The following is a 22,423-nucleotide window of genomic DNA, read 5'->3' on the forward strand; positions in this document are numbered from 1 at the left end:
ATGAGAAAATATAAATTGATTTCCGCACTGGCAGAGGAAACAGCAAAAGAAGTCGTGCGGAATGAAGAAAGCTGGAGGCGGTACTTAAATACTGCTTCCGGACTGTACAAATATCCGTTCAAGGAACAGCTTTTAATCTATGCCCAAAGACCGGATGCAACCGCCTGTGCTTCCATAGAGATATGGAATGAAAAGATGCACTGTTGGGTAAACAAAGGTGCAAAGGGCATTGCGCTGATTGATGAGGACAGTTTTTCCGGTTTGAAATATGTCTTTGACATATCAGACGTTCACAAGGCAAGAAGAATCGGACAATTCCCTAACCTTTGGGAGATGCGTGAGGAACACATGGAAGCGGTGCTTTCCCGTTTGGAAAAGACTTATGGGGATACCGACATGGAAGCCGGGTTTGTGGGACGTATCCGGGAGATCGCCGGACGTATTGCAGAGGACTGTTATAAGGAGCTTGCTTCGGATATGGAATACTTAAAGGAAGGGAGCTTTTTAGAGGAACTGGACGAGCTGAATATAGAAGTAAGGATACGGGAAACCCTTGCTGACAGTATTGCCTATACCGTTTTAAAGCGGTGTGGCATGGAGGAGAGTGAGCTTGCCGAAGAAATAAATTTCCCTTATATCCATGAGTTTAACACAGTGGAAACGCTGTCACAGCTTGGTAGCAACGTGTCCGATTTATCAAAGCCTATCCTGATGGAGATAGGCAAAGCAATCGGTGTGTATGAGAGGGAGAATGCAAAAAACCACACAGCGGAAAATTCTGTTCAAAAAGGACTTGCAAATACCTCAGAAACACGCTACAATGCTTTAAAGCGTGAAAGCGAAAGCCAAGACGGAGAATCTATCACACAGACCGGAGAAGCCGGGGAAAGGAGCAAATATGATGAATCTGACATACGAGAAGAACGGGGATTATCAGATACCGATGGTAGTAATGGACGAACAGCCGAAGGAGGTACTGACGAAGTACGGACTGATGAGGAAGAAGTTTTTACAGGAACACAAGAACGGAGTATATACGGGACTTCTTCTGAACGGGAAGCTGAAGGAACACCTGTTAATGATACAGGAGCAGGCAGAGGAGAGAATGGAGCTTCTGACCGGACAGATGAAGGAGAGAGAGGGGATAACGGAGCAGATGAAAGCAGAAAATCAGATGCTCTGGGTAGCGAAGATGAACAGCATCGTACACTCAGCAGAGGAGATCGTGATGACGGAACTGATATACAGTTAAATATCGAACAGCCGGAGGGAACCTATCAGCAGTTAAGCCTGTTTCCGAGCTTTGAGGAACAGGTCGGCACAATCGCAGCAGCGGAAGCAAGTATTCAATATACCATGCCCGCTGCTTTTTCTTTGCCACAGGAGCAGATTGACAGTATCTTGCGCAGTGGCGGCGGTAGGGATAACAGCAGAAAACGTATCTATGCCAAGTATCAGCAGGGTAAGACACCGGAAGAAATGGCAGAATTTTTAAAGAACGAGTATAAGACCACCGGAAAAGGTTTTGAGTTTGACGGAAATCCTGTTTCACTGTGGTTTGATGAAATGGGTATGCGTATCAGTTATGGTACATCGGCAAAGGAAAATACCCTTGCAGTGATGAGCTGGAGCGAAGTGGAAAGCCATATCCGTGTTATGGTGGAGAAGGGTACTTATATGAGTACCAATGAAGTATTTCTTGTGGATGCGGTGGAGCGTGAGAGAATTGCTACGGACATTAACAATTTCTTCCGTGATGGTATATCGGAAATGCCGGAGAGTCTGGAGCTTAAATTTTCTAACTACCCGGCAAGCATGGAAAGGCTATGTGAGCTTTTATCCACCACTGAGGGCAGAGAACTGATTCAGGATGAGCTTGAAAAGGCAAAAGCACAGCTTGACAGCGGAGAAAAGCAGATTAAATGGCGGTATGTGAAAAGACCGAATTATTTATTAGAACAGCTTGCGGATTTAGGTGTGGAAAAGAAAGAATTTCCGGCACTTGATACGGTAGAGGTAAGGAATGAGGATTTTATCACACAGGACGAGATTGATTACAGGCTGACAGGTGGAAGCGGCTTTGAACATGGAAAGTTCCGTATCTATGAGTATTTCATGGAAGGGCATGACAAGAAAGACAACATTGCTTTTCTGAAAAATGAATATGGTGCGGGTGGAAGTTCCCATGCACTTCCGGGAAGTGACAGTGGGCACGAGGATCACGATGCCAAAGGTATCCGTCTGGAGAAAGGTAACTATGGCAATCCTTACACAAAGGTGCTTTTAAACTGGAATGTAGTGGAGAAACGTATCCGGGAGCTTGTGCAGGCAGATAAATACCTTTCGCCGGAGGGAAAGGAAGCCTATGCACAGTATAAACAGGAACAGGCAGAGAAAGCCATGCAAAAAGAACAGGAGAAGTTAGAGCATGGTACTCGCCTAGAATGTAAGGAAGCCATTGAGAAGGCGATTGCAGAGAACTTTGACGGTGCCACGCTTCCAAGAGATACCGCAAAGGGTGTGATTGAGCAGTATGGAAAGGAGCGTGTGGAATATGTTCTTGCCAACACTATTACACACTTATCCCATGACGGACGCTTTTCTGTCAATAACAAGGAATGGGCAAAGGGCATTGTACCGAGTGCAGAATGGAATACGAGAGATCTGATTGTAACCTCGCATCCGGCTGTGCTTGACGGTTTTACCAATCAGGCAAGGCGGTATCAGGAATTGGACAGGGAGCCGGAAAAACAGCCTGTACCGGAGAGGGAAGAAATAGAAACCATTTCTGAAGGAGAAGCAAAAGCACCGGAAACCGAAAAATCAGACATAGAGCAGTTAAATGAAAGGCTGTCTGAAATGTCGGCTGTGGTTAAAATCTGCGGAGCATTAGACCGGAAAGATGTGGTTGGCTGGAACGAGGAAACACAGGCGGTCACGATTACTGACGATGAGCGTACTTTAGAAGGAAAAGAGGTCTATGATTTCCTTTTTGCAGAAGCGGCAGACTATGTAATGATGCAGACAATCAGTGGCGAAACAGAAAAAGCTCTGGAGATGGACGGTCTGTTAAAGGATGCCAGACAGTATGCGTCACGTTATGAGGGAGAGCCTTCCATAGAGCAGACAGAAGAACAGCCTTTGACTGCGGATGATGTTCAAAACCTTGTATTGATAGACCGGGAATATATCAGAGGTACACGAACAACAGTCTATGATTTTGAGTGTGATATTCGTGGGGAACATGATAAGCTGCAATATACGCTTGAGTACCATGATGACGGAGAAGGCTTTACCATTCATACGGAGAAGAATGATATTTGGGAACGTATGCCGGAGCCTGAACTGGCACGATTGGAGGGTATTCTTGGCAGGGAAGCATTATATTTTAAGTACCATGATAAAATAGCCGGGGCAAAGAGCCTTGAGGACATGGAGGAGATTCGCTTCAGCATTATGGAAGAAGAATCTCCTTATTTTTCTGCTGTTTCCCAAAGAGTATGGGGTGAATATGAACAGAAAAATGAAGAATTGTCCAATCCAATGCAAGAAAGTGAAGTGATTGCCGAACCAGAGCCGCAGAATGAAGCAGAAGCGCCAAAGGAACAGCCACAGATTGACAAATCGGGTGCAGTCAACTTCCACATTGCTCCGGAAACAGAGGAAAGTGCCGGAAAAGGCTTTGCGGCAAAAGAAAAATTCCGTCAGAACGTGGAAGCTATCAGAACGCTTGAAAAGATTGAGAGCGAAAACCGTATTGCCACACCAGAAGAACAGGAGATTTTAGCAAAATATGTAGGCTGGGGCGGTCTTGCCGATGCCTTTGATGAAACCAAAGCGAATTGGGCAAGTGAATATCAGGAATTAAAGAGCCTGTTGTCAGCCGAGGAATACGATTCAGCAAGGGAAAGTACCTTAAATGCGCACTATACAAGCTCTGTAATTATCAAAGCAATTTATGATGCGATGGAACGAATGGGCTTTTCAAAAGGAAACATCTTGGAGCCGGCAATGGGTATTGGAAACTTTTTCGGTATGTTGCCGGAAAATATGCAGGAGAGCAGGCTTTATGGTGTGGAGCTGGACGGAATTACCGGAAGAATTGCAAGGCAGCTATACCCGAATGCCGATGTGAAAATTACAGGATTTGAAAAGACAGATTATCCAAACGATTTCTTTGATGTTGCAATCGGAAACGTGCCATTCGGTCAGTACAAGGTAGCAGACAGAGCCTACGATAAGCATAACTTTCTCATACACGATTATTTTTTTTCCAAAGCCTTAGATAAGGTCAGACCGGGCGGCGTAGTGGCATTTGTCACCTCAAAGGGAACAATGGATAAGAAAAGCCCGGAAGTCAGAAAGTACCTTGCGCAGAGAGCGGAGCTTCTTGGAGCAATCAGGCTTCCCAACACAGCCTTTAAGGAAAATGCGGGGACGGAGGTCACTTCGGACATTCTTTTCTTAAAGAAGCGTGACAGGGTAATCGACATCGAGCCGGATTGGGTGCATCTTTGTGAAAATGAAGATGGCATAGCCATGAACCAGTATTTTGCAGACCACCCGGAAATGATTATGGGAAAAATGGAAATGGTCAGCGGGCAGTTTGGCATGGAAGCCACCTGTACACCGGATACAGCCATTCCTCTATCCAAGCAGCTTGAAAAGGCTATATCCCATATCGAGGGCAGCATTGACGAGGTAGAGTTCGATGAGCTTGACGATGAGCTGGCAAGAGAAGCAATCCCCGCCGATCCAGGCGTGAAGAATTACAGTTATACTATCGTGGACGAGAGGGTGTATTACCGGGAAAATTCCATTATGAAGCCTGTGGACGTATCAGAAACGATGGAGCAGCGCATGAAAGGCATGGTGCAGATTCGTGACTGCACACAGGAGCTGATTGACTATCAATTAAACGAGTACCCGGAAGATATGATTAAGAGCAAGCAGGCAGAGCTTAATGAGCTGTATGATGCGTTTTCCAAGAAATACGGTCTGATCAATTCACAGACCAATAAGAGAGCGTTTAATCAGGACTCAAGTTATTGTCTGCTTTGTTCATTGGAGAAATTAGACGATGAGGGCAACTTCAAAGGCAAGGCTGATATGTTTTCCAAGCGAACCATTAAAAAAGCAGAGGTTGTCACAAGCGTGGATACCGCAAGTGAAGCACTGGCGGTGTCATTAGGGGAAAAAGCAAGGGTAGATCTAGCCTATATGTCGGAGCTTACGGGAAAAAGCGAGGAAGAAGTGGCAAAGGAACTTGCCGGAGTGATCTTCCAGAACCCGGTCACAGAAAAGTGGGAAACCGCAGACGAGTATTTAAGCGGCAATGTCAGGGAGAAGCTGGCAACCGCAAGGGTATTTGCAGAGAACCGTCCGGAGTTTGCAATCAATGTTACAGCCCTTGAGGGCGTTCAGCCAAAGGAGCTTGATGCAAGCGAGATTGAGGTGCGTATCGGTGCCACATGGATTGAGCCTAAGTACATCGAGGATTTCATGCGGGAAACCTTTGAAACACCAGATTACCTTTTTGACCGTAACCTTGTAGGGGTGCAGTATTCCGATGTGACAGGACAGTGGAACGTAAAGGGCAAAAATGCGGATCGTGGCAATTCCCTTGTCAATATGACCTACGGAACGAGCCGGGCAAATGCCTACCGCATTCTGGAGGATTCCTTAAACCTTCGTGATACCCGTATCTTTGATACGATAGAGGAAGATGGGAAGGAAAAGAGAGTTCTTAACAAAAAGGAAACCACGTTTGCCAGTCAGAAACAGGAAGCTATCAGGGAAGCCTTTAAGGACTGGGTATTTCGTGATCCGGAGCGCAGACAGACCTTGTGTGCCAAGTACAACGAGCTTTTCAATTCCACCAGACCGAGAGAGTATGACGGTTCCCACCTAAAGTTTCCGGGCATGACACCGGACATTACATTAAGACCGCATCAGCTTAATGCGGTGGCACATCAGCTTTACGGCGATAATACCCTGCTTGCCCATTGTGTGGGTGCAGGTAAGACCTTTGAAATGATTGCTGCAGCAATGGAGAGCAAGCGGTTAGGGCTTTGCCAAAAGAGCTTATTTGTCGTACCGAACCATTTAACAGAGCAGTGGGCGAGTGATTTCCTGCGCCTGTATCCGGGTGCAAATATTTTAGCTGCCACAAAGAAAGATTTTGAGCCTGCCAACCGTAAGAAATTCTGTTCCCGTATTGCAACCGGGGATTATGATGCGGTCATTATCGGGCATACGCAGTTTGAAAAGATACCGCTTTCAATGGAAAGACAGGCTGCCATGATTGAGCGGCAGATAACGGAAATAGAAATGGCAATCGAAGCGGTCAAGGCGGAAAAGGGCGAGCGTTACACCATTAAACAGATGGAAAAGACGAAAAAATCATTAAACGCAAGGCTGAGCCGATTAAACGATACTTCCCGCAAGGACAATGTAGTAACCTTTGAACAGCTTGGTGTTGACAGGCTGTTTGTAGATGAGAGCCACAACTATAAGAACCTTTTTTTATACACCAAGATGCGGAACGTGGCGGGCATTGCACAGACAGAAGCACAGAAGTCCTCGGATATGTTTGCAAAGTGTCAGTACATGGACGAGCTGACAGGTGGCAAGGGTATTACCTTTGCAACAGGTACACCGATTTCCAACAGTATGACTGAGCTTTATACGAATATGCGCTATTTGCAATACAATACGCTCCAGAAGCTTGGTCTTGGTAATTTCGACAGTTGGGCGGCTACTTTCGGAGAAACGCAGACCGCTATAGAGCTTGCACCGGAAGGAACCGGATACCGGGCAAAGACAAGGTTTGCCAAGTTCTTCAATCTGCCGGAGCTGATTTCACTTTTCAAGGAAAGTGCGGATATTCAGACACCGGATATGCTAAAGCTGCCTGTACCGGAAGCAGAGTACGAAAATGTGGTGTTGAAACCGAGCGAATACCAGAAAGAAATGGTACAGTCCCTTGCGGATCGTGCGGAGGCTGTTCGTGATAGGAAGGTAGAGCCACACGTTGACAATATGCTCAAAATCACCAATGACGGTAGAAAACTTGCATTAGACCAGCGTTTGATCAACGATATGCTTCCCGATGAGGATAATTCCAAAGCTACCACCTGTGTGGACAAGGCATTTGAGATATGGGAGGAAACAAAGGAACAGAAGTCGGCACAGCTTATCTTCTGTGACTTATCGACACCGAAAGGAGATGGTACATTCAATGTTTATGAGGACATTCGGGGCAAACTGATAGAGAAGGGTGTCCCACTGGAAGAAATCGCATTTATCCATGATGCCAATACGGAAACAAGGAAAGCGGAGCTGTTTGCAAAGGTAAGAAGCGGACAGGTTCGTTTTTTGTTGGGTTCTACTGCCAAAATGGGAGCCGGAACCAACGTACAGGACAGACTGATTGCATTACACCATTTGGATGTGCCCTGGCGTCCGTCTGACATTGAACAGCAGGAAGGTCGTATTTTACGACAGGGAAACATGAATGATAAGGTCAAGATTATCCGGTATGTGACGGAAGGTACCTTCGACAGCTATTCATGGCAGCTCATTGAGAACAAGCAGAAGTTTATCGGGCAGATCATGACGAGCAAGTCCCCGGTACGTTCCTGTGAGGACATCGACGAAGCGGCGCTTTCTTATGCAGAGGTCAAGGCACTTGCAACCGGAAACCCTTACATCAAGGAGAAGATGGACTTGGACATACAGGTGTCAAAGCTGAAGCTCTTAAAGGCGAACCACACAAGCCAGCGTTATCGTCTGGAGGACAATATCGCAAAGCATTACCCGATGCAGATCACAGCCTTAAAAGAAAGGCTTGAAGGGTATCGGACGGACATTCAGACCTATGCGGCGCATAAGCCTGTGGATAAGGACGCTTTTTCCATGAAGATAGGCAACCGTACCTATACGGACAAAAAGGAAGCGGGTGCGGCGTTGATTGATATGTGCCGGAGTGCCAAACAGCCAAACATGGCGGTCACAATCGGAGAATTTCAGGGATTTAAGATGAGCGTGTCCTTTGACTCGTTCTTCTCAAAGTTTACGATCAGCTTAAAAGGAAGTCTGAGCCATGAGGTGGAAATCGGAGCCGATCCGCTTGGAAATCTGCAAAGACTATCAAATGCGTTAGAGGGAATGACCGGAAAAATGGCAGACGTGGAGCAGAAGCTTTCCAACGTGGAACATCAGCTTGAAACCGCAAAGGTGGAAGTCACAAAACCTTTTGCACAGGAGCAGGAACTGGCGGAGAAGCTAGAGCGCCTTGCAGAGTTAAATGCACTTCTGAATATGGACGAAAAAGGCGATAATGCGTTGGATATGGGCGATGATGAGCCGGACGACGAAAACGGAGAGCAGAGCGCACAGGCACAGGAGGGCGAGCCGGACAGGGCGGAAGATATACAGGCGGTGGCAGAGGAACCGTTAAAGACTGTTGCAAGTTTTCTGATGTCGGAGCGTATCGCAGAGCATGACAAGGAGCGGATGTTAGCAGACGGTTCCAGAGGGCGGGTATCCGTCAAGGAGAAACTTGCCGAGATGAAGCAGAAAATATTCGATCAGAAGATGCCGGAGAAACTTAATACTAAGAGCAAAGAGGAATGTTTGTAAGGAAATTTGGTACAGGGCAGTTGGGAAAAGACTGCCCTGTAGTGCAGTAATGAAATGCAATAGTATTTCGCACCTAAATATCAGTATTTCACACCATAAAGTCAGAGAGAACCCTTTATTTGCCGATATAATAGATGATGGTTTATGTAGCCTAAAAAGATTAGAAAGGTTTGATTTGAAGTGAAGATTGCAGTTGTAGATGATGATAAGGCAATTTGTGAGGCTATTGCTCAGTTGATAAAGAATCAGGAGTCGGAAGCAGAGGTGTGTCAGTTTTCATCAGGAAAAGAGATGCTGGAAACAGGAGAAAACTTTGCAATTTCTTTTCTGGATATTGCCATGGAAGAAATGTCTGGCTTAGAGCTTGCGGGGAAACTTAGACAGGAGCAGGAAAGAAAGGGATGGGTAAAAAGTATTCTTATTTTCATTACAGGTTATCGGGAATATATGGAGGAAGCCTTTGATGTAAATGCTTTTCATTATCTGGTAAAACCAATTGATGAGGAAAAATTTTCAAAGGTTTTTCGTCGTGCATGGAAAGAAGTGTCTGCTTTAGAAGAACAGAGTAAAAAATACATCGTTATAAAAAACTCTGGCACACAGCAGAAAATATATCTAAAAGATATTTATTACATTGAAAGCAGCAATAAAAAAGTGATTTATCATACAAAAAATGGTAGGTTTGACACTTATGGAAAAATGGAAGAACTGGAAAAAGAATTAGGGAATGCCTTTTATCGGTGTCATAGATGTTATCTTGTGAACATGGAAAAAATTTGTGCATATAGTGCAGACTCGATTCAAGTTGTAGGAGGGGATGAACTGATACTTGCCCAAAAGAAATATACTGATTTTGTAAAGCGTTATATGAGATATGCAAAGGACGGAGGAATTGTCAATGTTTGAAATGTTGTTTCCTGTTTTTATGTATTTTATTGACAGTATATTAAGTGTTATTTATACATGGAGTTTTCAGGAAGGTAGATATAGGAAAAAAATAGTTTTCGTAGTATGGAGCATAGTCTGTTTTTTTATTCAGATTGCCATTTTTGAAATGTTGAACAGTAGATTTTCTGTTAATGAAGTTGCTGGAATAATCTTGAATATTTGTATCCTGTTGTTTATGCAGTTTTTATTCTTTAAGAAAGATATACAAAAACAGTTATTTATTGCATTTAGCTTTGTGGCAGGGAAAGAAACGGTAAAATATATTGTCAGTGTATTTAGCATTGCCTTTACTGGATTATGGAATAAGACTTTTGATATTATACTTGCAAAAAGTGAGTCAAACACATTAGACAAACTGTATAGTTGGGAAGACATTTCACTTGCAGTTATAGTGATTATTTGTGTATTGTTTTATGCTTTTCTGTTGTCCGTATATCTGCTTTTGATAAGCAAAAAGTTTGTAAGAAAAGATTATCTGTTACAGACACATGAGAATGTTTTTTTAATTTTGCCCTGCATTGCCACATTATGTATTTCAATAACAATAAAAATGATGATTATATCGGTTGAAAATGGAATGACTGTAATTGTTTATGATAGCGTTCCGACAACAAAGTTTTGGATACCCGTTATCTGCGTATTGTTGCTTTTTACTATTATCGCAAGTGTCATATTGTTTCAAAAATTGGTACAGTATAACGAGGAAGCCGTGAAACGTGCCATACTGGAAAATCAAGTGCGGCAAATGCAGAAAGAGATTGAAGAAATACAGGATATATATACAGATATGAGAGGGCTTCGGCATGACATGAGAAGCCATTTGTCAAATATTTCATTGTATGTAAAAACTATAATCGGTACAGACAGTGAAGAATTGAAAAGCTACATCGGGAAAATGGAAGAAACGGTTAGCAGGCTGGATTTCATTTATCAGACAGGCAATCCGATTACGGATATTATCATTCATCAGAAAAGTCAGGAAGCGCAGAAAAAGAAGATTCAATTTGATGTTGATTTTATATTTCCGTCAAAACAGAAAATAGATGCTTATGATGTAGGTGTTGTTTTGGATAACGCACTGGAGAATGCCATAGAGGCGTGCTGTGAGGTGGAGGGGGAAAAGAGTATTTATTTGCATGCTTTTGTAAAGGGCAATTTATTTTTTATAGAGATTGAAAACAGCTATTCGGGAAAAGTTGTATTTGATGTGGAAACCCGATTGCCTGTAAGTCATAAGAAGGACGCGAAGTTACATGGACTTGGCATTTCCAATATCCAAAGATGTGCAAAGAAGTATATGGGCGATATTGATATTGTGCTTAGCGATACAGGCAATAAAAAGAGATTTAATCTTACCATTATGATGTATGGAAAGATTTCACACCCATAAAATCGTTGTTCACACCATTTGAGTGAAATCATTGACAGGAAGTTTCGATAAACTATGTAGAAACTATAAATTGAATGGAAGGAATGGTGATTACTATGTCAATGGAGATTAATAATTATAGTAGTTATGCAACAAATTACACGGAGAGAATAAAAAAATCGGATAGTAAGGCGGCTACAGAAGTAAAGACAGGCACATCAGCAAACAGCAAGGACGGGGTACAGGAGTATTATGAGAAACTGTGTAAAAAGTTCCCGGAGATTACTTTTAATACGGGTAGCAGTCTTATGAGTGGAAATGAAAATAAAGTGGTAATAAATCTTTCTAGCGAATGTCTAAAGAAAATGGCAAATGATCCGGAATTTGCCAAGAAAGTAGAGTTTAATTTAACTGGTGCAGTACCGGGACAGAATAGAATGTTTGCACAAGCCAAAGCTGATAATGCAGTGATACATGGTGTTACAACTGTAATAGATGCCGATGGGAATGCTTCTGTTACTTGCGGAGGTATGACAAGAACCAGTGGTTCAAAACAAAATTCAACTATATTGAATGCGGAAAAGAAACAAAAAGAAAGATTACAGAAAAAGCGTGAGGAAAGAAAAATCTCAGAAGAAAAGGCAGCTAAGAGACGGGCAGAGAAAAAGGCGCAGTTGGAGAAGCTGACAGAAGATGAAACGTTTACAATATCGGCTACTGGCACTGATGTAAAAAGTGTTACGCAGAACCTCTTAGCTGCGGTTTCTGGTACATCTGCGCCGACAGGGGCAAGTTTTGATATAAAGGCATAAGGAGAAATTGTTCATATTCCGCAAGGCGCATAAACCTTTGCTTTTGCGGACTGCCCGGACTTATTGCAAGGGGGCAGGGGCGGCAATATAAAAAATTGATGACAATGGAGGATTAGGAAATGGCTATTAATGGAGTCGGACATAATTATGATTATTTCGGAACGACTACAAATTATATACGGGGAAAAGCAACTGTTAGGGAAGCAATCTCAAAGATGGTGAAGCAGTCGGCAAATCTTTCTATTTCTGATGCAGGAAGAAATATGCTGCGGGAAATGATATGAAACCCGTTATAATGAAATCGTAAAAGAACATGAAAATGGAGATCGTGAAGTTTCCTACGAACTTACGGGGAAAAGGTCATTGACACTTGACGAAGATTTAGCCGGATTGGACGAAGCCTTTAAAATGCGTCTGGCAAATTTAGAAGGATATATTACCTGTCAACAAACCAATAAAGCATTTGAAAACGCGGACAGTTCATGGTATTTCCGTAGAAATAGCCCTCAAAATGAAGTAAAAACACAAGATAAGGCTCAAATGTTTGATACAAAATATCAGAAAACCGCAGTATCAATAATGGAGCAGGCTAAAGAGAAGTTTTTGGTAGCCTTTAAAAGTATAAATTACAAACAAGGAACAGCGATATATCAATCTGACTTTAAAGAAAAAGAATCATTTCCTACTGATTGAAGTGGAAAACAGCTTTGATGGGAAAGTGATATGGGAAGATGGAGGTATCGTCCCGATGACAACGAAACAGAGCGATCTGCCGGATATTTTGATGGAGCATGGAATAGGGTTAAAAAATGTAAAGAATGTGGCAGACCATTATCTTGGGGATATGGATATCAAAATAAAAAACGATGTGTTTAAAGTCACAGTAATGCTGCAGCAGAAGGAAATAAAATAAAAAAATATGAAAAAGGAAGGAGAATGTAGTAATGGATGTAGGTTCAGTTTATGGCAGTTATTATGAAACAGCAAAGAGTTACATGGGTTTGAGGAAGGAGGAAAAACAAGCGGGATTTGCGGAAAAGGTCACAGACAAAAGTCAGGTTTCCCCAGAAGATATGACTTTAGAGGAATACAAGGCGTATTTTAATGAAAAGATGAATTCATTATATACACATCCATCGCAGCGGAATAGAAATGATATTATAGATATTACGGATGCCGCTTATAAAAGAATGCAGACTGATCCGGAATATGAGAAGAAAATATTAGACGCTTTAGCGAAGAATAAGGCAGTTAATTTTGGAAACTATATTCCACAAATATCATATATGCATATAGATGACACATATGAGAAATGTTACGGCTATACGCAGGGAATGAAGGAAAATGTCGGTTATTCCGGGCATTCCTCCACAAAGGGGACTGATGCCGGACGGCAGAAAAAGGCAAGGCAGAAGGAACTGCTGGAAGAATATCTGGAAAAGCGGGCGCGGATGAAGGAATTTCAGCAGGAGGCGTTGGAAGAAAAGATTGCAAAGCAGGAATTGGAGAGGAGCAGGCTGACAAAGGCATGGAGCAGTAAGAGGCAGATGGCGATGGCTTCCAATGCTTATGACGCAAATGTTATGACGGAAACCGCGACAGGCAGTGAGGTATAGTGTAATGAATGGTGTATCATTATCAAACCAAGTAATCCATTGGAATCCGAAGAAATTTGCCGTGAAGCAGAATTTCAATAAAGTTATCAAGGAAAATGAAAAAGTTTTCAATGATTATTACTGAAAGAGTAATAAAGCTGAAGGCGTGGACTGCTTTGGGAGGACGATTGACCTGACTTCGCTTATCAACAAGCCGGACGGATATCTGCAGGGGAGCAACGGAGGGGAGAAACAGCAATCTTGCTGAAAAGAAGTTTACCCTGGCAAGGGGTGGTACGCTTACCTGCTCGAGCAGGCAGTTACATAAAAACAACTTTGCAGTGGACTGTCTAAAATGGCAGGATTAGTAAATGGTCAATCATACGAGGAGAAAAATGTATGTCAATTAGTATTTCCAATTATCCTGTACATTTGCAGGATGGCTTTAAACCTAATAGAGAATGTTTGAAATCTCAGGGAAGTCAAAGTGAATACCAGAAAGTATTTCATAGGGATTCCTTAGAAGTTTCCCAATTATCGAAAAACAGGGAAATCTTAATGGATAAAATTAAGCATACAGTGGTGCAGTCGGCGGCATCACTCAGCGATATGAGAGCTGGAATATTAAAGGAAATCAGGGAAGAAAAAGGGCAGTATGGCTATTCGGATGTTGTGAATGCTTGTGGGCTGAGTTATGCAAGGCTGTATTCTGAAATTGAACAGCGCTATGAAAATGAACAGTATTATAAGGTAGATGGGACGCCGCTGACAAAAGAAGATGAGATAGAGTGGCTGGATATGCAATTTGAGCAGGAAGTGGCATGGCAGAAATCCTGTGCCAGAATAACAGCCCAGGGGCAGGTCATTCAGGGGAATATTCCTGAAATGCCAACAGAGGAGATGGAAGAATTGGAGGACAGCTTTTATCAGGCTAAGGATGCCTATATGAAGCTGTACCGAGAAAACAGACGGGCAGAGAGACCGCTTGTTTTGCAAAGTTATATGTTTGGCAATAGCCAGATGTATCAAATATTGAATAGACTAGGAAATTTACAGGAGAGGGTGGTATAATGCAAGTTAATTCGTCCAATGGTTCATTACAACAAAGGTTCTTTTCTGGAACAGGCAGTATAGGCGGCATCCATCTGCCGGACTTCAATGACAAATATATTTTCTCTAAAAAGAAAAGCGGTGTCAGTGATAAAGAATACCGGAAGCAGATCAGGGAACAAGCTTATGAGGATTTTGAAAAAGGGCAGTTCCAAAACAAATCCGAAGGATTTAATAGGCTGATGAAAAGCTACACATCGGAAGTGTCCCCAGACAGAAAAGGGATTATTACTTCCGGGCTGAAAGCTATTTCAAGGAACAGACAGAATGTGCTGAAGCCAATAGATTTTGTGGCAACACTGCTTGAAGGGAAAGTGAAATATCAGAAACTGCCGTCAGGCAACAGCGATTACATAGAGTTTTACGATAAGAATGGGGAGATGGTCGCGACTTATTCCAATAATGGGTGGACGATGTATACCACCAATGCGGAGGCATCCAGACAGACGGAAATGTGCATGATCTACAATGAAGCATGGGGGAATGCAAAGAGAGGGATTCCGCTGGCAAGTGAAGAGACGGTAAATGTGGATAATATGCAGAGTAGCTTTGATGCCAAGGCATAGCAGAAAATTATCCCTAATAAGCCACAGAGGACGGGCAGGGCAGTTCCTGCAACAATGAAATAGAGCTGTCTGCCGGATGTGCTGATGTAACATGGCATTGGTTTGAAGAATGCGGAAGCGGTGTTAGAAAAATACGATGGCAGAATTGCATTTGACTGTGATGAGAAAGAGTTTAGGGTAGTGGTAATTTTATAGTCAGTTAGTGCAACAAATAGTCGATAAGCGCAAGGTGGATTTGCAAGAGAAGAAATCTGGTCGATATGAGAAATAAGAACACATTTCGCTTGGAGGAGTGGTATATGAAAAAGAGAAAGATAGTATTGTCAATTATGATAACAGTCTGCACTATGTTTTGTCTGTGTGGATGTTCGCAAAAGGAACCATCTGTCGTTAGGACTTATGAAAAAACGGATTCGAAAGAGGCATTTGAGAATACTGAGCCGGTTATTATGGTTAAACATTATGAAATGAGTGATGGTACATGGAAAACGGATGATTATACCTATCAATACCGATTAGAGATTACCGGAAGAATGAATAATGCAGAAAAAGATAGCACATTTATTTTTTTAAGTAATATTGAAAATATAACATTTGATCAGGCATGGAAGGCAGCCGGATTCAGTAGTAATATGGACGACTATTTCGATGTGGAGGTTGCAAAATTTGTTGGCATGAAATAGGTAATGAACAATAGAAACGGATTTCATATTAAATTTTTCAAGGAGGATGAGGTTATGTCGAAAATAACAGATTACAGTTTTTTATTTCACAGTATGTTTGGAACAAAAAGCACAAAAGGTGCAAGTGCTATAGGCAGCTTTCAGTTGTCGCAGTTAAACAGCAGTTCTGTACAGGCACAGTTAAGGGCGGCGGGCATTGATACGAACAGCAAGCAATATAAGGCGGCAATAAAACAGATGATGTCAAATGCAAATGGGGCAATGTATGGAAACATTCAAGGTATTAAAAATCTGATGAAAAGTTACGACAAGGACGGAGATTATATTGACCCGACGACAGGACTGGCGGGACTTCTGGTGACAGAAGAAAATGAAGGTAGCCGGAAACGTATCATTACCATTCCTGAGAGTAGCAAGGATGAGATGTTTGAACAAACAAAGAAAGAATTTCTGCGTGAAAACGGCGTACTGAATGGAGACACGACAAAACGCTCAGACGTGTATACGAATATGTATCACAAGGTACAGAAAAATGACCGATTGGCGGCAGGATATACTATGCAGCAGTATGAGCGTGCATATCGGCAGGCGTTCTTGGATGCCGCAAGAAAAGCTGATCCAAAGTGGGAGATTGGAAAGCCAGTTCCGTTTGGGGTATTGGGTGGCATTACAAGAGAGTCTGTTGAAAGTACACTTGCAAATAGCGGAAGCGGTTTTGTGAAGAAATCAATAGATGTCAGTATTTAAAAACTGTAGCATTAAATAATGCTTGCGGAGCTGAGGGATAGGTGGCTTACATGGGTAAATATAAAGTATTAGATATTTTTTCTTTTTTACCTGCTAATGTGATAAGTTTAGAACAATTAGAAAAAATGTTTTTAGATAGCTTATCAGAAATATCTAATAATACAAAATTGGGTAATGAAGAAATTGTTGTTACTTGTAGTTCTCAATCTTGGTTTACTGAAAACATAAAAGAATGTGCCACAGAATTAAAGAGTGAGGGAAAGCAAGTAGCATATATCGTATGCAACGAAAAAGTAATTTCCGTTATAGGATATAGGGAAAATGAATAAGAAAAAACAAACAGCAGATAACATACTGCTTGGCTGGATATGGGAATCATTCTTTTGAATTTTCCAGAACTTAGGCAGTATATAAAAGTAATAAGGCAGGTGATGTGTATGGGAAAATGTTAGTTCTGACATTTGAAGATAATGAGGATGATATGATGAGCCACATATTATCGTTGATAAATACCAGAGAGGAAATCATTCAGATGTCAGGTTTGAATAATCATCTATTGAATTTCAAAGGTCTTAAGATTGATGAAGTTCAACGGGTGATCATTCGGGAAAATCAGGAGATAGAGCTTACTTATACGGAATTTGAGATTTTCAAGCTTCTTGCAAAGCATCCGGGAATAGTGTTCAGCAAGGATCAGATTTATGATATTGTCTGGAAGGAATCCTATTCCGGCGATTACAACATCGTCATGAGCCATATCCGGAATATTCGGGAGAAGATAGAGGATAACCCAAGCAAGCCAACCTATATACAGACTGTTTGGGGAGTCGGCTATCGGTTCAATAAAAATTTAATAGCATAGAAACAGGCAATTAAGAAACAAAATCTTGGTTGTCTTTTTTATTTGTAAAATACATTTACAGCGACAGGAGCAGAAAGGAGACAGGAGTACATTGCAGAAATCAAAACGAATCAGGGCAGTAATAATAAAGATATAAGTGAATATCGTAATTGTGCAAGGGCAGTCAATAATGGCTGCCTTTTGTCATGCAAAAAATAAGCAGATGGAGGAAATACTATGGCAGACGCTAAAACAGAAAAACAGAAAGTACAGGAAATAACAGAGAAGCTGGAGCAGGGTATCAAGGAGCTTTTTGAAAGCGAGAAGTACAAGACTTATCTGAATACCATGTCAAAATTTCATAATTACAGCTTTAACAACACCATGTTAATCGCAATGCAAAAGCCTGACGCTACCTTAGTGGCCGGATTCAAGGCTTGGCAGAAAAATTTTGACAGGCATGTTAAGAAAGGGGAAAAGGGTATCCGTATTCTTGCCCCGGCACCATACAAGCTTAAGGAAGAACAGGAGAAACTTGATCCGGTAACGGGAGAGATTATGCTTGACAAGAACGGAATGCCCATTACGGAGGAAGTAGAGATTAAAATACCCGCCTTTCGTGTGGTTCCGGTCTTTGACGTGTCACAGACGGACGGAAAGGAGCTGCCGGATATAGGGGTAAATGAGCTTTCGGGAAGCGTGGAGGACTATGAGGACTTCATGCAGGCACTTACGGAGGTTTCCCCGGTTCCCATTACCTATGAAGATATAGAAGGGGAGGCAAAGGGATATTTCCACACCACAGACCACCGGATTGCCATACAGGAGGGCATGAGCCAGAGCCAGACCGTAAAGACCGCTATCCATGAGGTGGCACACGCAAAGCTCCATGACCGGGAACGAAATCAGGATATAGATGCGGTCTTAGACAAAGACCGCAATACAAAGGAAGTGGAAGCGGAGAGTGTTGCCTATACGGTGTGCCAGCACTTCGGCATTGATACCTCGGACTATTCCTTTGGGTATATCGCCGGATGGAGCAGTGACCGGGATATGAAAGAACTGAAATCTTCCCTTGATACCATACGAAAGACCGCTTCGGAGCTGATCACAGGCATTGAGGACAGGTTAGCAGAGTTACAGAAGGACAGGGAAGTGGAGCAGGAACAGAATAAGGAGAGTATTCTTCTGATACAGAATGATGATCTGGCAAAATACAGCCTTGTGAGTGTTGTGGGCATGGACAGACAGGAGCTTATGGACGTTCTTTCAGCCATGAGTGAGGACAATAAGCTGAGTATTCAAGCATATCTGGAGAGTAAAGGGGCATGGACTACCGAGATTGCCAACGAAGATACAAAAGAATTTGGAGAATACCACCTTGATGTCCGCTACAATACCGATACAGAGGAACTTGTGGATATGAAAGAACGAAAGGAAATCTATGATAGAGCAATGGAGCCTGTTGCTGCCGGAGATGTAGTGGTAAAATTCTCCGGTTCGATGGGAAGTGAATGGGAGATTTCCAAAATCACAAATATGTCCCCGGATGAAGTTAAAAAGCTGCTTTATGATATGGCGCTGCTTAACGAGAATGAGTGGGACGGAGATTATAATTTGTATCTGAAAGAACATGGGGCAGAAATGACTTTGATTAGTTCCAGTGCCGGACTGAATGAACACGCACCGCAGTTTTTTGATTTTGCATACGATGCAGATATAGGCGTGAGTGCATCAACGGAATTGTCTGCCATACAGCAGGCAGAGAACCTTATCAACCGCATGGAGCATGGGGCAACGGTCTTTACGGATGATGAGAGAAATCTGATTGTGAATTACAATTACAAGCTCGATGACATGGAAAAGACAAGAGAATTGGCGGAGAAACTTGCATACATGATAGAAAATCAGCCTGTCAATGAAGCGCTTACTGTCATAGATGCACAGGCGGAGATTGATGCACTTCCGGATGGCAGGATAGGTCTTTCTGAGATGCATGAGTATGGTTATTCCTGGAATGAAATGCTGCCTTTGACAAAGGATAAGGCAACAGAGCTTTTCGGGGAAGATGTGGCTGTGTATCAGCTCCATGAGGACGGTTCCGAAACGCTCATTGAAGATTTGGAAGAATTAAAGGAGCATGAGGGCATTTTCGGAGTGGAAAAGGACGATTGGAGTGCCTATCTGGAACACCAGAGTATGAAACAGGAGTTAGAGGAAAGCCCTGCAAACAGGGAAGCACAGCTTCTATTTGGCAGTGAGGACAGATTTGGCATATATCAGCTCAAAGATACAGAGGAAGCAAGGGACATTCACTTTATGGGAATGGACTATCTTGAAAGCAAGGGCATTGCGGTTACAAAGGAGAATTATGATCTGCTTTATACCGCACCGTTAGAGGGGGGCACAAACCTTGAAGATATTTACACCCGCTTTAATATAGATCGTCCGGCAGATTTTCGGGGACATTCCCTTTCCGTCAGTGATGTGGTGGTGCTTCATCAGAACGGAGAGAATACAAGCCATTATGTGGATTCCTTTGGTTACAGGGAAGTGCCGGAATTTACAAAGGAGCTTATGGCAGAGCATACACAAGAACAGACTTTGGTCATTGATGAAACAACGGAGATCCTTTCGGAGATAGCACAGGAACATGCAGACGATGAACCGGACAGGGAAAATGAAGTGTTCCTCGTCAATTACAACGAATGGCGTGAGGTCAGTATGCTTGACTTTGAACAGAATTACTTTGCCATTGACGATCCGTATGCAGACGGGGATTTCAGGCTTTTGCATTTGCAAAGCCAGATCAAGGACATCACACCAGCAGGAGTGCATTACGATACCTATGAGGAAGCTGCGGCTGCTTTATATGAAGCAGAGCGGGAAATGGCGAATATGCCTTTCAACAAGGAAAATAACATTGGTTTCTACATGGTAAACGGAAGGACACAGCTTGAGCGCATCATGGAAGCAAGACAGCTTCAGAAGCATATGGATATTGATAATGACAAGGTATCCTACTATGTCATTGCCGATTTAAGCACATGGGCAGAGAACAGCTCAGAAAGGAGCAAGCTGGAGCGTTTTGACAGCATTTCTGAAGCAATGGAAGCATTTCAGGCTTATCGTGGCAAAGATGCACAGTACAGCGATGACAAGGCAAGGACAACCTTTGGTGTCAGTGTGCATGGCATTGAATTTGATGTAATCCATGTAAAGAATAACGAAAACGTCCTTTCCCTTGATTTTACCCACAGCAGTGAAGCAAAGGAAAGTAAGCACTTCATGGACGATTTGCAGACGTTGAGTGACAGTATCGGCATCGACAAGGTAAGAGTACACCGGGATATGACACCGGAGGAAGTGAAAGACTTTGTGAAGCGGCGTTTTGAACATCAGTTGAAACAGGGCGGTCTTGATGATATTTCCCTTTATATGAGCCGGTTCGATACGCTCTATGAACAGGGCAAGATGGAGAAGTTAATGCCTACTGCCAACCAAAAGCACATCGAGGAAAATGTACCGATTACGGAGTGGGATAATCCGTATTTTGAGGTAAAAGAGCCGGAGCAGATGGCATTTTCCATAAAAGATAAATTTGTCAGCATACAGACCTGTACGGAGGGATATGATTATTCCGTTTTTGATGCGGATTATAAGCTGGTTGACGGTGGCGTGTATGATAATCCTGATATTTCCATTCATGCGGCGTTAAAGGACGTTCTGGAGGACTTTGGACTGTCGGAACAGGATAAGCGTATTCCGGTGGACTATGAGGAGCTTATGGAGAAAACAGAAGCGGTGGAGCGTGAACGGTTAAGCGAGCGTATCCGGGAGGAAGCAGACAGTGTTGTTGCTGATTTCAAGGCAAAGACAGAGGAATTATTTAACGGAATCAACGGACAGACACAGGACGATATAGAGCAGACGGTATGGGCATATCTGCAATCCAAGCTTGACGAGTATGAGATAGATGTTGAGCTTGTGGATGTGGTGGTGTCCGGAAGCAGATGCAGAGGTCTGGAGAAAGCAGGCTCCGATCTGGATGTGGTTGTGGAGTATAAGGGCAGGGAGCATGAAGATGATCTGTTCAATGTCTTTAACGAGGACGGTCTTATGATTGGCGGGGTAAAGGTTGACATCAATCCTATCACAGAGGGCAAGACCGGAACACTTGCAACTTATCTTCCGGAAGTGGAAAGCTATCTTGCAGAGAAACAGGCAATGCAGAAAGCGTCTGCTGTGGAAGCCATACCGGAGAAAACCATTACCTTAACGGTTGCAGAGTGCGGCGAATTTCACAGTCTGGGAGAGTTCCATGAGAATATCGCAAGCGTGGAGGAAGCAATCGCTGTGTGGAAAAGCATACCGCCGGAGCGCATGAATGGGATTCCGAGTATCGGCATTAACATACACACCGAGGGAACCGAGCGTTATGAGGACGTGGAAATGGATATTCTCTCCGGCAAGGTCATTGATCTGGAGGTTTTGGATTATGTACCGGACATAACAGACGAGCCGAAAGCAATCGAGGTCATAGCGGAGCTGATTGACAAGTTACCGGACATTGAGGTGCGTGGTTCACTGGAGAAGTGGCAGGCGGCTATCCTTGCTTCTCAGATAGACCAGTTTTCCTACGATTATGATACCTATCAGTATCAGGATACGGTTGAGGACAGGGAAGCACAGGTTGCTAACATCACTGAGGACATCAGAAACGGAAATACCGGGTATCTGAATGACTTTCTCAATGCGGTCATTTCTGAAGGCGTCAGAGAGGGTATAACGGACATTTTCGGAGAGGGTGTGGAGATTGATGACAGCGAAGCGGTTCAGACTGCGAGAAGGGCGAAGGAGCTGCTTGACAAGCTGGCAGAATACAAGCCGCTTGCAAAGGTGGAGGAGCTTGAAGAACAAAATTACAACATGATTGATAATGTCTTAAACAATGGAGCGGAGAAAAAGGAACAGGAGCAGATCAAAGGCAGAATTTCCATAAAAGAGAAGTTGGCAGAGAAAAAGGCAGTCATAGAGCAGAGGGATAAGGCGGAACGTACTTCACCGGAAAAGGAAACCGAGAAAAAATCACAGAGGGAGATGTAAGAA

The 22,423-nt window shown here is 43.0% G+C and carries 16 protein-coding genes; all 16 read left to right on the forward strand.

Annotated features, from left to right (window positions below; genetic code table 11):
• The 16 genes from DWY37_RS05610 to DWY37_RS16090 all read left to right on the forward strand — a co-directional run bounded on the left by DWY37_RS05610 (position 1) and on the right by DWY37_RS16090 (position 22,420).
• The gene (locus DWY37_RS05610) at positions 1-8,643 is read left to right on the forward strand and encodes a DUF3849 domain-containing protein (RefSeq protein WP_118544426.1); all 8,643 of its coding nucleotides are present in this window, start codon (positions 1-3) and stop codon (positions 8,641-8,643) included.
• Positions 8,644-8,823: 180 nt separating this feature from the next.
• A complete protein-coding gene (locus DWY37_RS05615) occupies positions 8,824-9,549 on the forward strand; it encodes a LytR/AlgR family response regulator transcription factor (protein WP_118540972.1) in 726 nt (241 codons plus the stop codon).
• 193 nt (positions 9,550-9,742) lie between these two features.
• Positions 9,743-10,981, forward strand: coding sequence for a sensor histidine kinase (locus tag DWY37_RS05620; RefSeq protein WP_243092076.1), 1,239 nt, complete (start codon positions 9,743-9,745; stop codon positions 10,979-10,981).
• A gap of 95 nt (positions 10,982-11,076) precedes the next feature.
• On the forward strand, positions 11,077-11,772 hold the full coding sequence (locus tag DWY37_RS05625) for a DUF6033 family protein (protein ID WP_118541062.1): 696 nt from the start codon (positions 11,077-11,079) through the stop codon (positions 11,770-11,772).
• Between the two features lie 119 nt (positions 11,773-11,891).
• Entirely contained in the window at positions 11,892-12,056 is a 165-nt protein-coding gene (locus tag DWY37_RS16080) for a hypothetical protein (protein WP_242854982.1), read from the forward strand.
• Between the two features lie 79 nt (positions 12,057-12,135).
• Entirely contained in the window at positions 12,136-12,465 is a 330-nt protein-coding gene (locus DWY37_RS16085) for a hypothetical protein (RefSeq protein ID WP_243092077.1), read from the forward strand.
• Between the two features lies 1 nt (position 12,466).
• Positions 12,467-12,685, forward strand: coding sequence for a GHKL domain-containing protein (locus DWY37_RS05635; protein ID WP_330417546.1), 219 nt, complete (start codon positions 12,467-12,469; stop codon positions 12,683-12,685).
• A 31-nt stretch (positions 12,686-12,716) separates the two neighbouring features.
• The gene (locus DWY37_RS05640) at positions 12,717-13,388 is read left to right on the forward strand and encodes a hypothetical protein (RefSeq protein WP_118540974.1); all 672 of its coding nucleotides are present in this window, start codon (positions 12,717-12,719) and stop codon (positions 13,386-13,388) included.
• 537 nt (positions 13,389-13,925) lie between these two features.
• The gene (locus DWY37_RS05650; RefSeq protein WP_243006574.1) at positions 13,926-14,438 is read left to right on the forward strand and encodes a hypothetical protein; all 513 of its coding nucleotides are present in this window, start codon (positions 13,926-13,928) and stop codon (positions 14,436-14,438) included.
• Positions 14,438-15,043, forward strand: a complete 606-nt coding sequence (locus tag DWY37_RS05655; RefSeq protein WP_055288220.1) for a hypothetical protein — start codon at positions 14,438-14,440, stop codon at positions 15,041-15,043. Before DWY37_RS05650 ends, DWY37_RS05655 begins: the two co-directional genes overlap by 1 nt.
• 102 nt (positions 15,044-15,145) lie before the next feature.
• Positions 15,146-15,238: a hypothetical protein gene (locus tag DWY37_RS16470; RefSeq protein WP_158575648.1), complete on the forward strand. Its 93-nt coding sequence runs from the start codon at positions 15,146-15,148 to the stop codon at positions 15,236-15,238.
• Between the two features lie 104 nt (positions 15,239-15,342).
• Positions 15,343-15,726 (forward strand): hypothetical protein, encoded by a 384-nt coding sequence (locus DWY37_RS05665; RefSeq protein WP_055288221.1) that lies wholly within the window; start codon positions 15,343-15,345, stop codon positions 15,724-15,726.
• 54 nt (positions 15,727-15,780) lie between these two features.
• The gene (locus DWY37_RS05670; RefSeq protein WP_118540976.1) at positions 15,781-16,473 is read left to right on the forward strand and encodes a DUF3879 family protein; all 693 of its coding nucleotides are present in this window, start codon (positions 15,781-15,783) and stop codon (positions 16,471-16,473) included.
• 50 nt (positions 16,474-16,523) lie between these two features.
• Positions 16,524-16,802, forward strand: coding sequence for a hypothetical protein (locus DWY37_RS05675; protein WP_006859250.1), 279 nt, complete (start codon positions 16,524-16,526; stop codon positions 16,800-16,802).
• A 116-nt stretch (positions 16,803-16,918) separates the two neighbouring features.
• Complete coding sequence (locus DWY37_RS05680; protein ID WP_118540980.1) at positions 16,919-17,335, forward strand: winged helix-turn-helix domain-containing protein; 417 nt, start codon at positions 16,919-16,921, stop codon at positions 17,333-17,335.
• A 216-nt stretch (positions 17,336-17,551) separates the two neighbouring features.
• Positions 17,552-22,420, forward strand: a complete 4,869-nt coding sequence (locus DWY37_RS16090) for a YodL domain-containing protein (protein ID WP_243092078.1) — start codon at positions 17,552-17,554, stop codon at positions 22,418-22,420.
• The last annotated feature ends 3 nt before the right edge of the window (positions 22,421-22,423 follow it).

Source organism: Roseburia sp. AF25-13LB (assembly GCF_003478915.1).
GTDB classification, from domain to species: Bacteria; Bacillota; Clostridia; order Lachnospirales; family Lachnospiraceae; genus Roseburia_C; species Roseburia_C amylophila.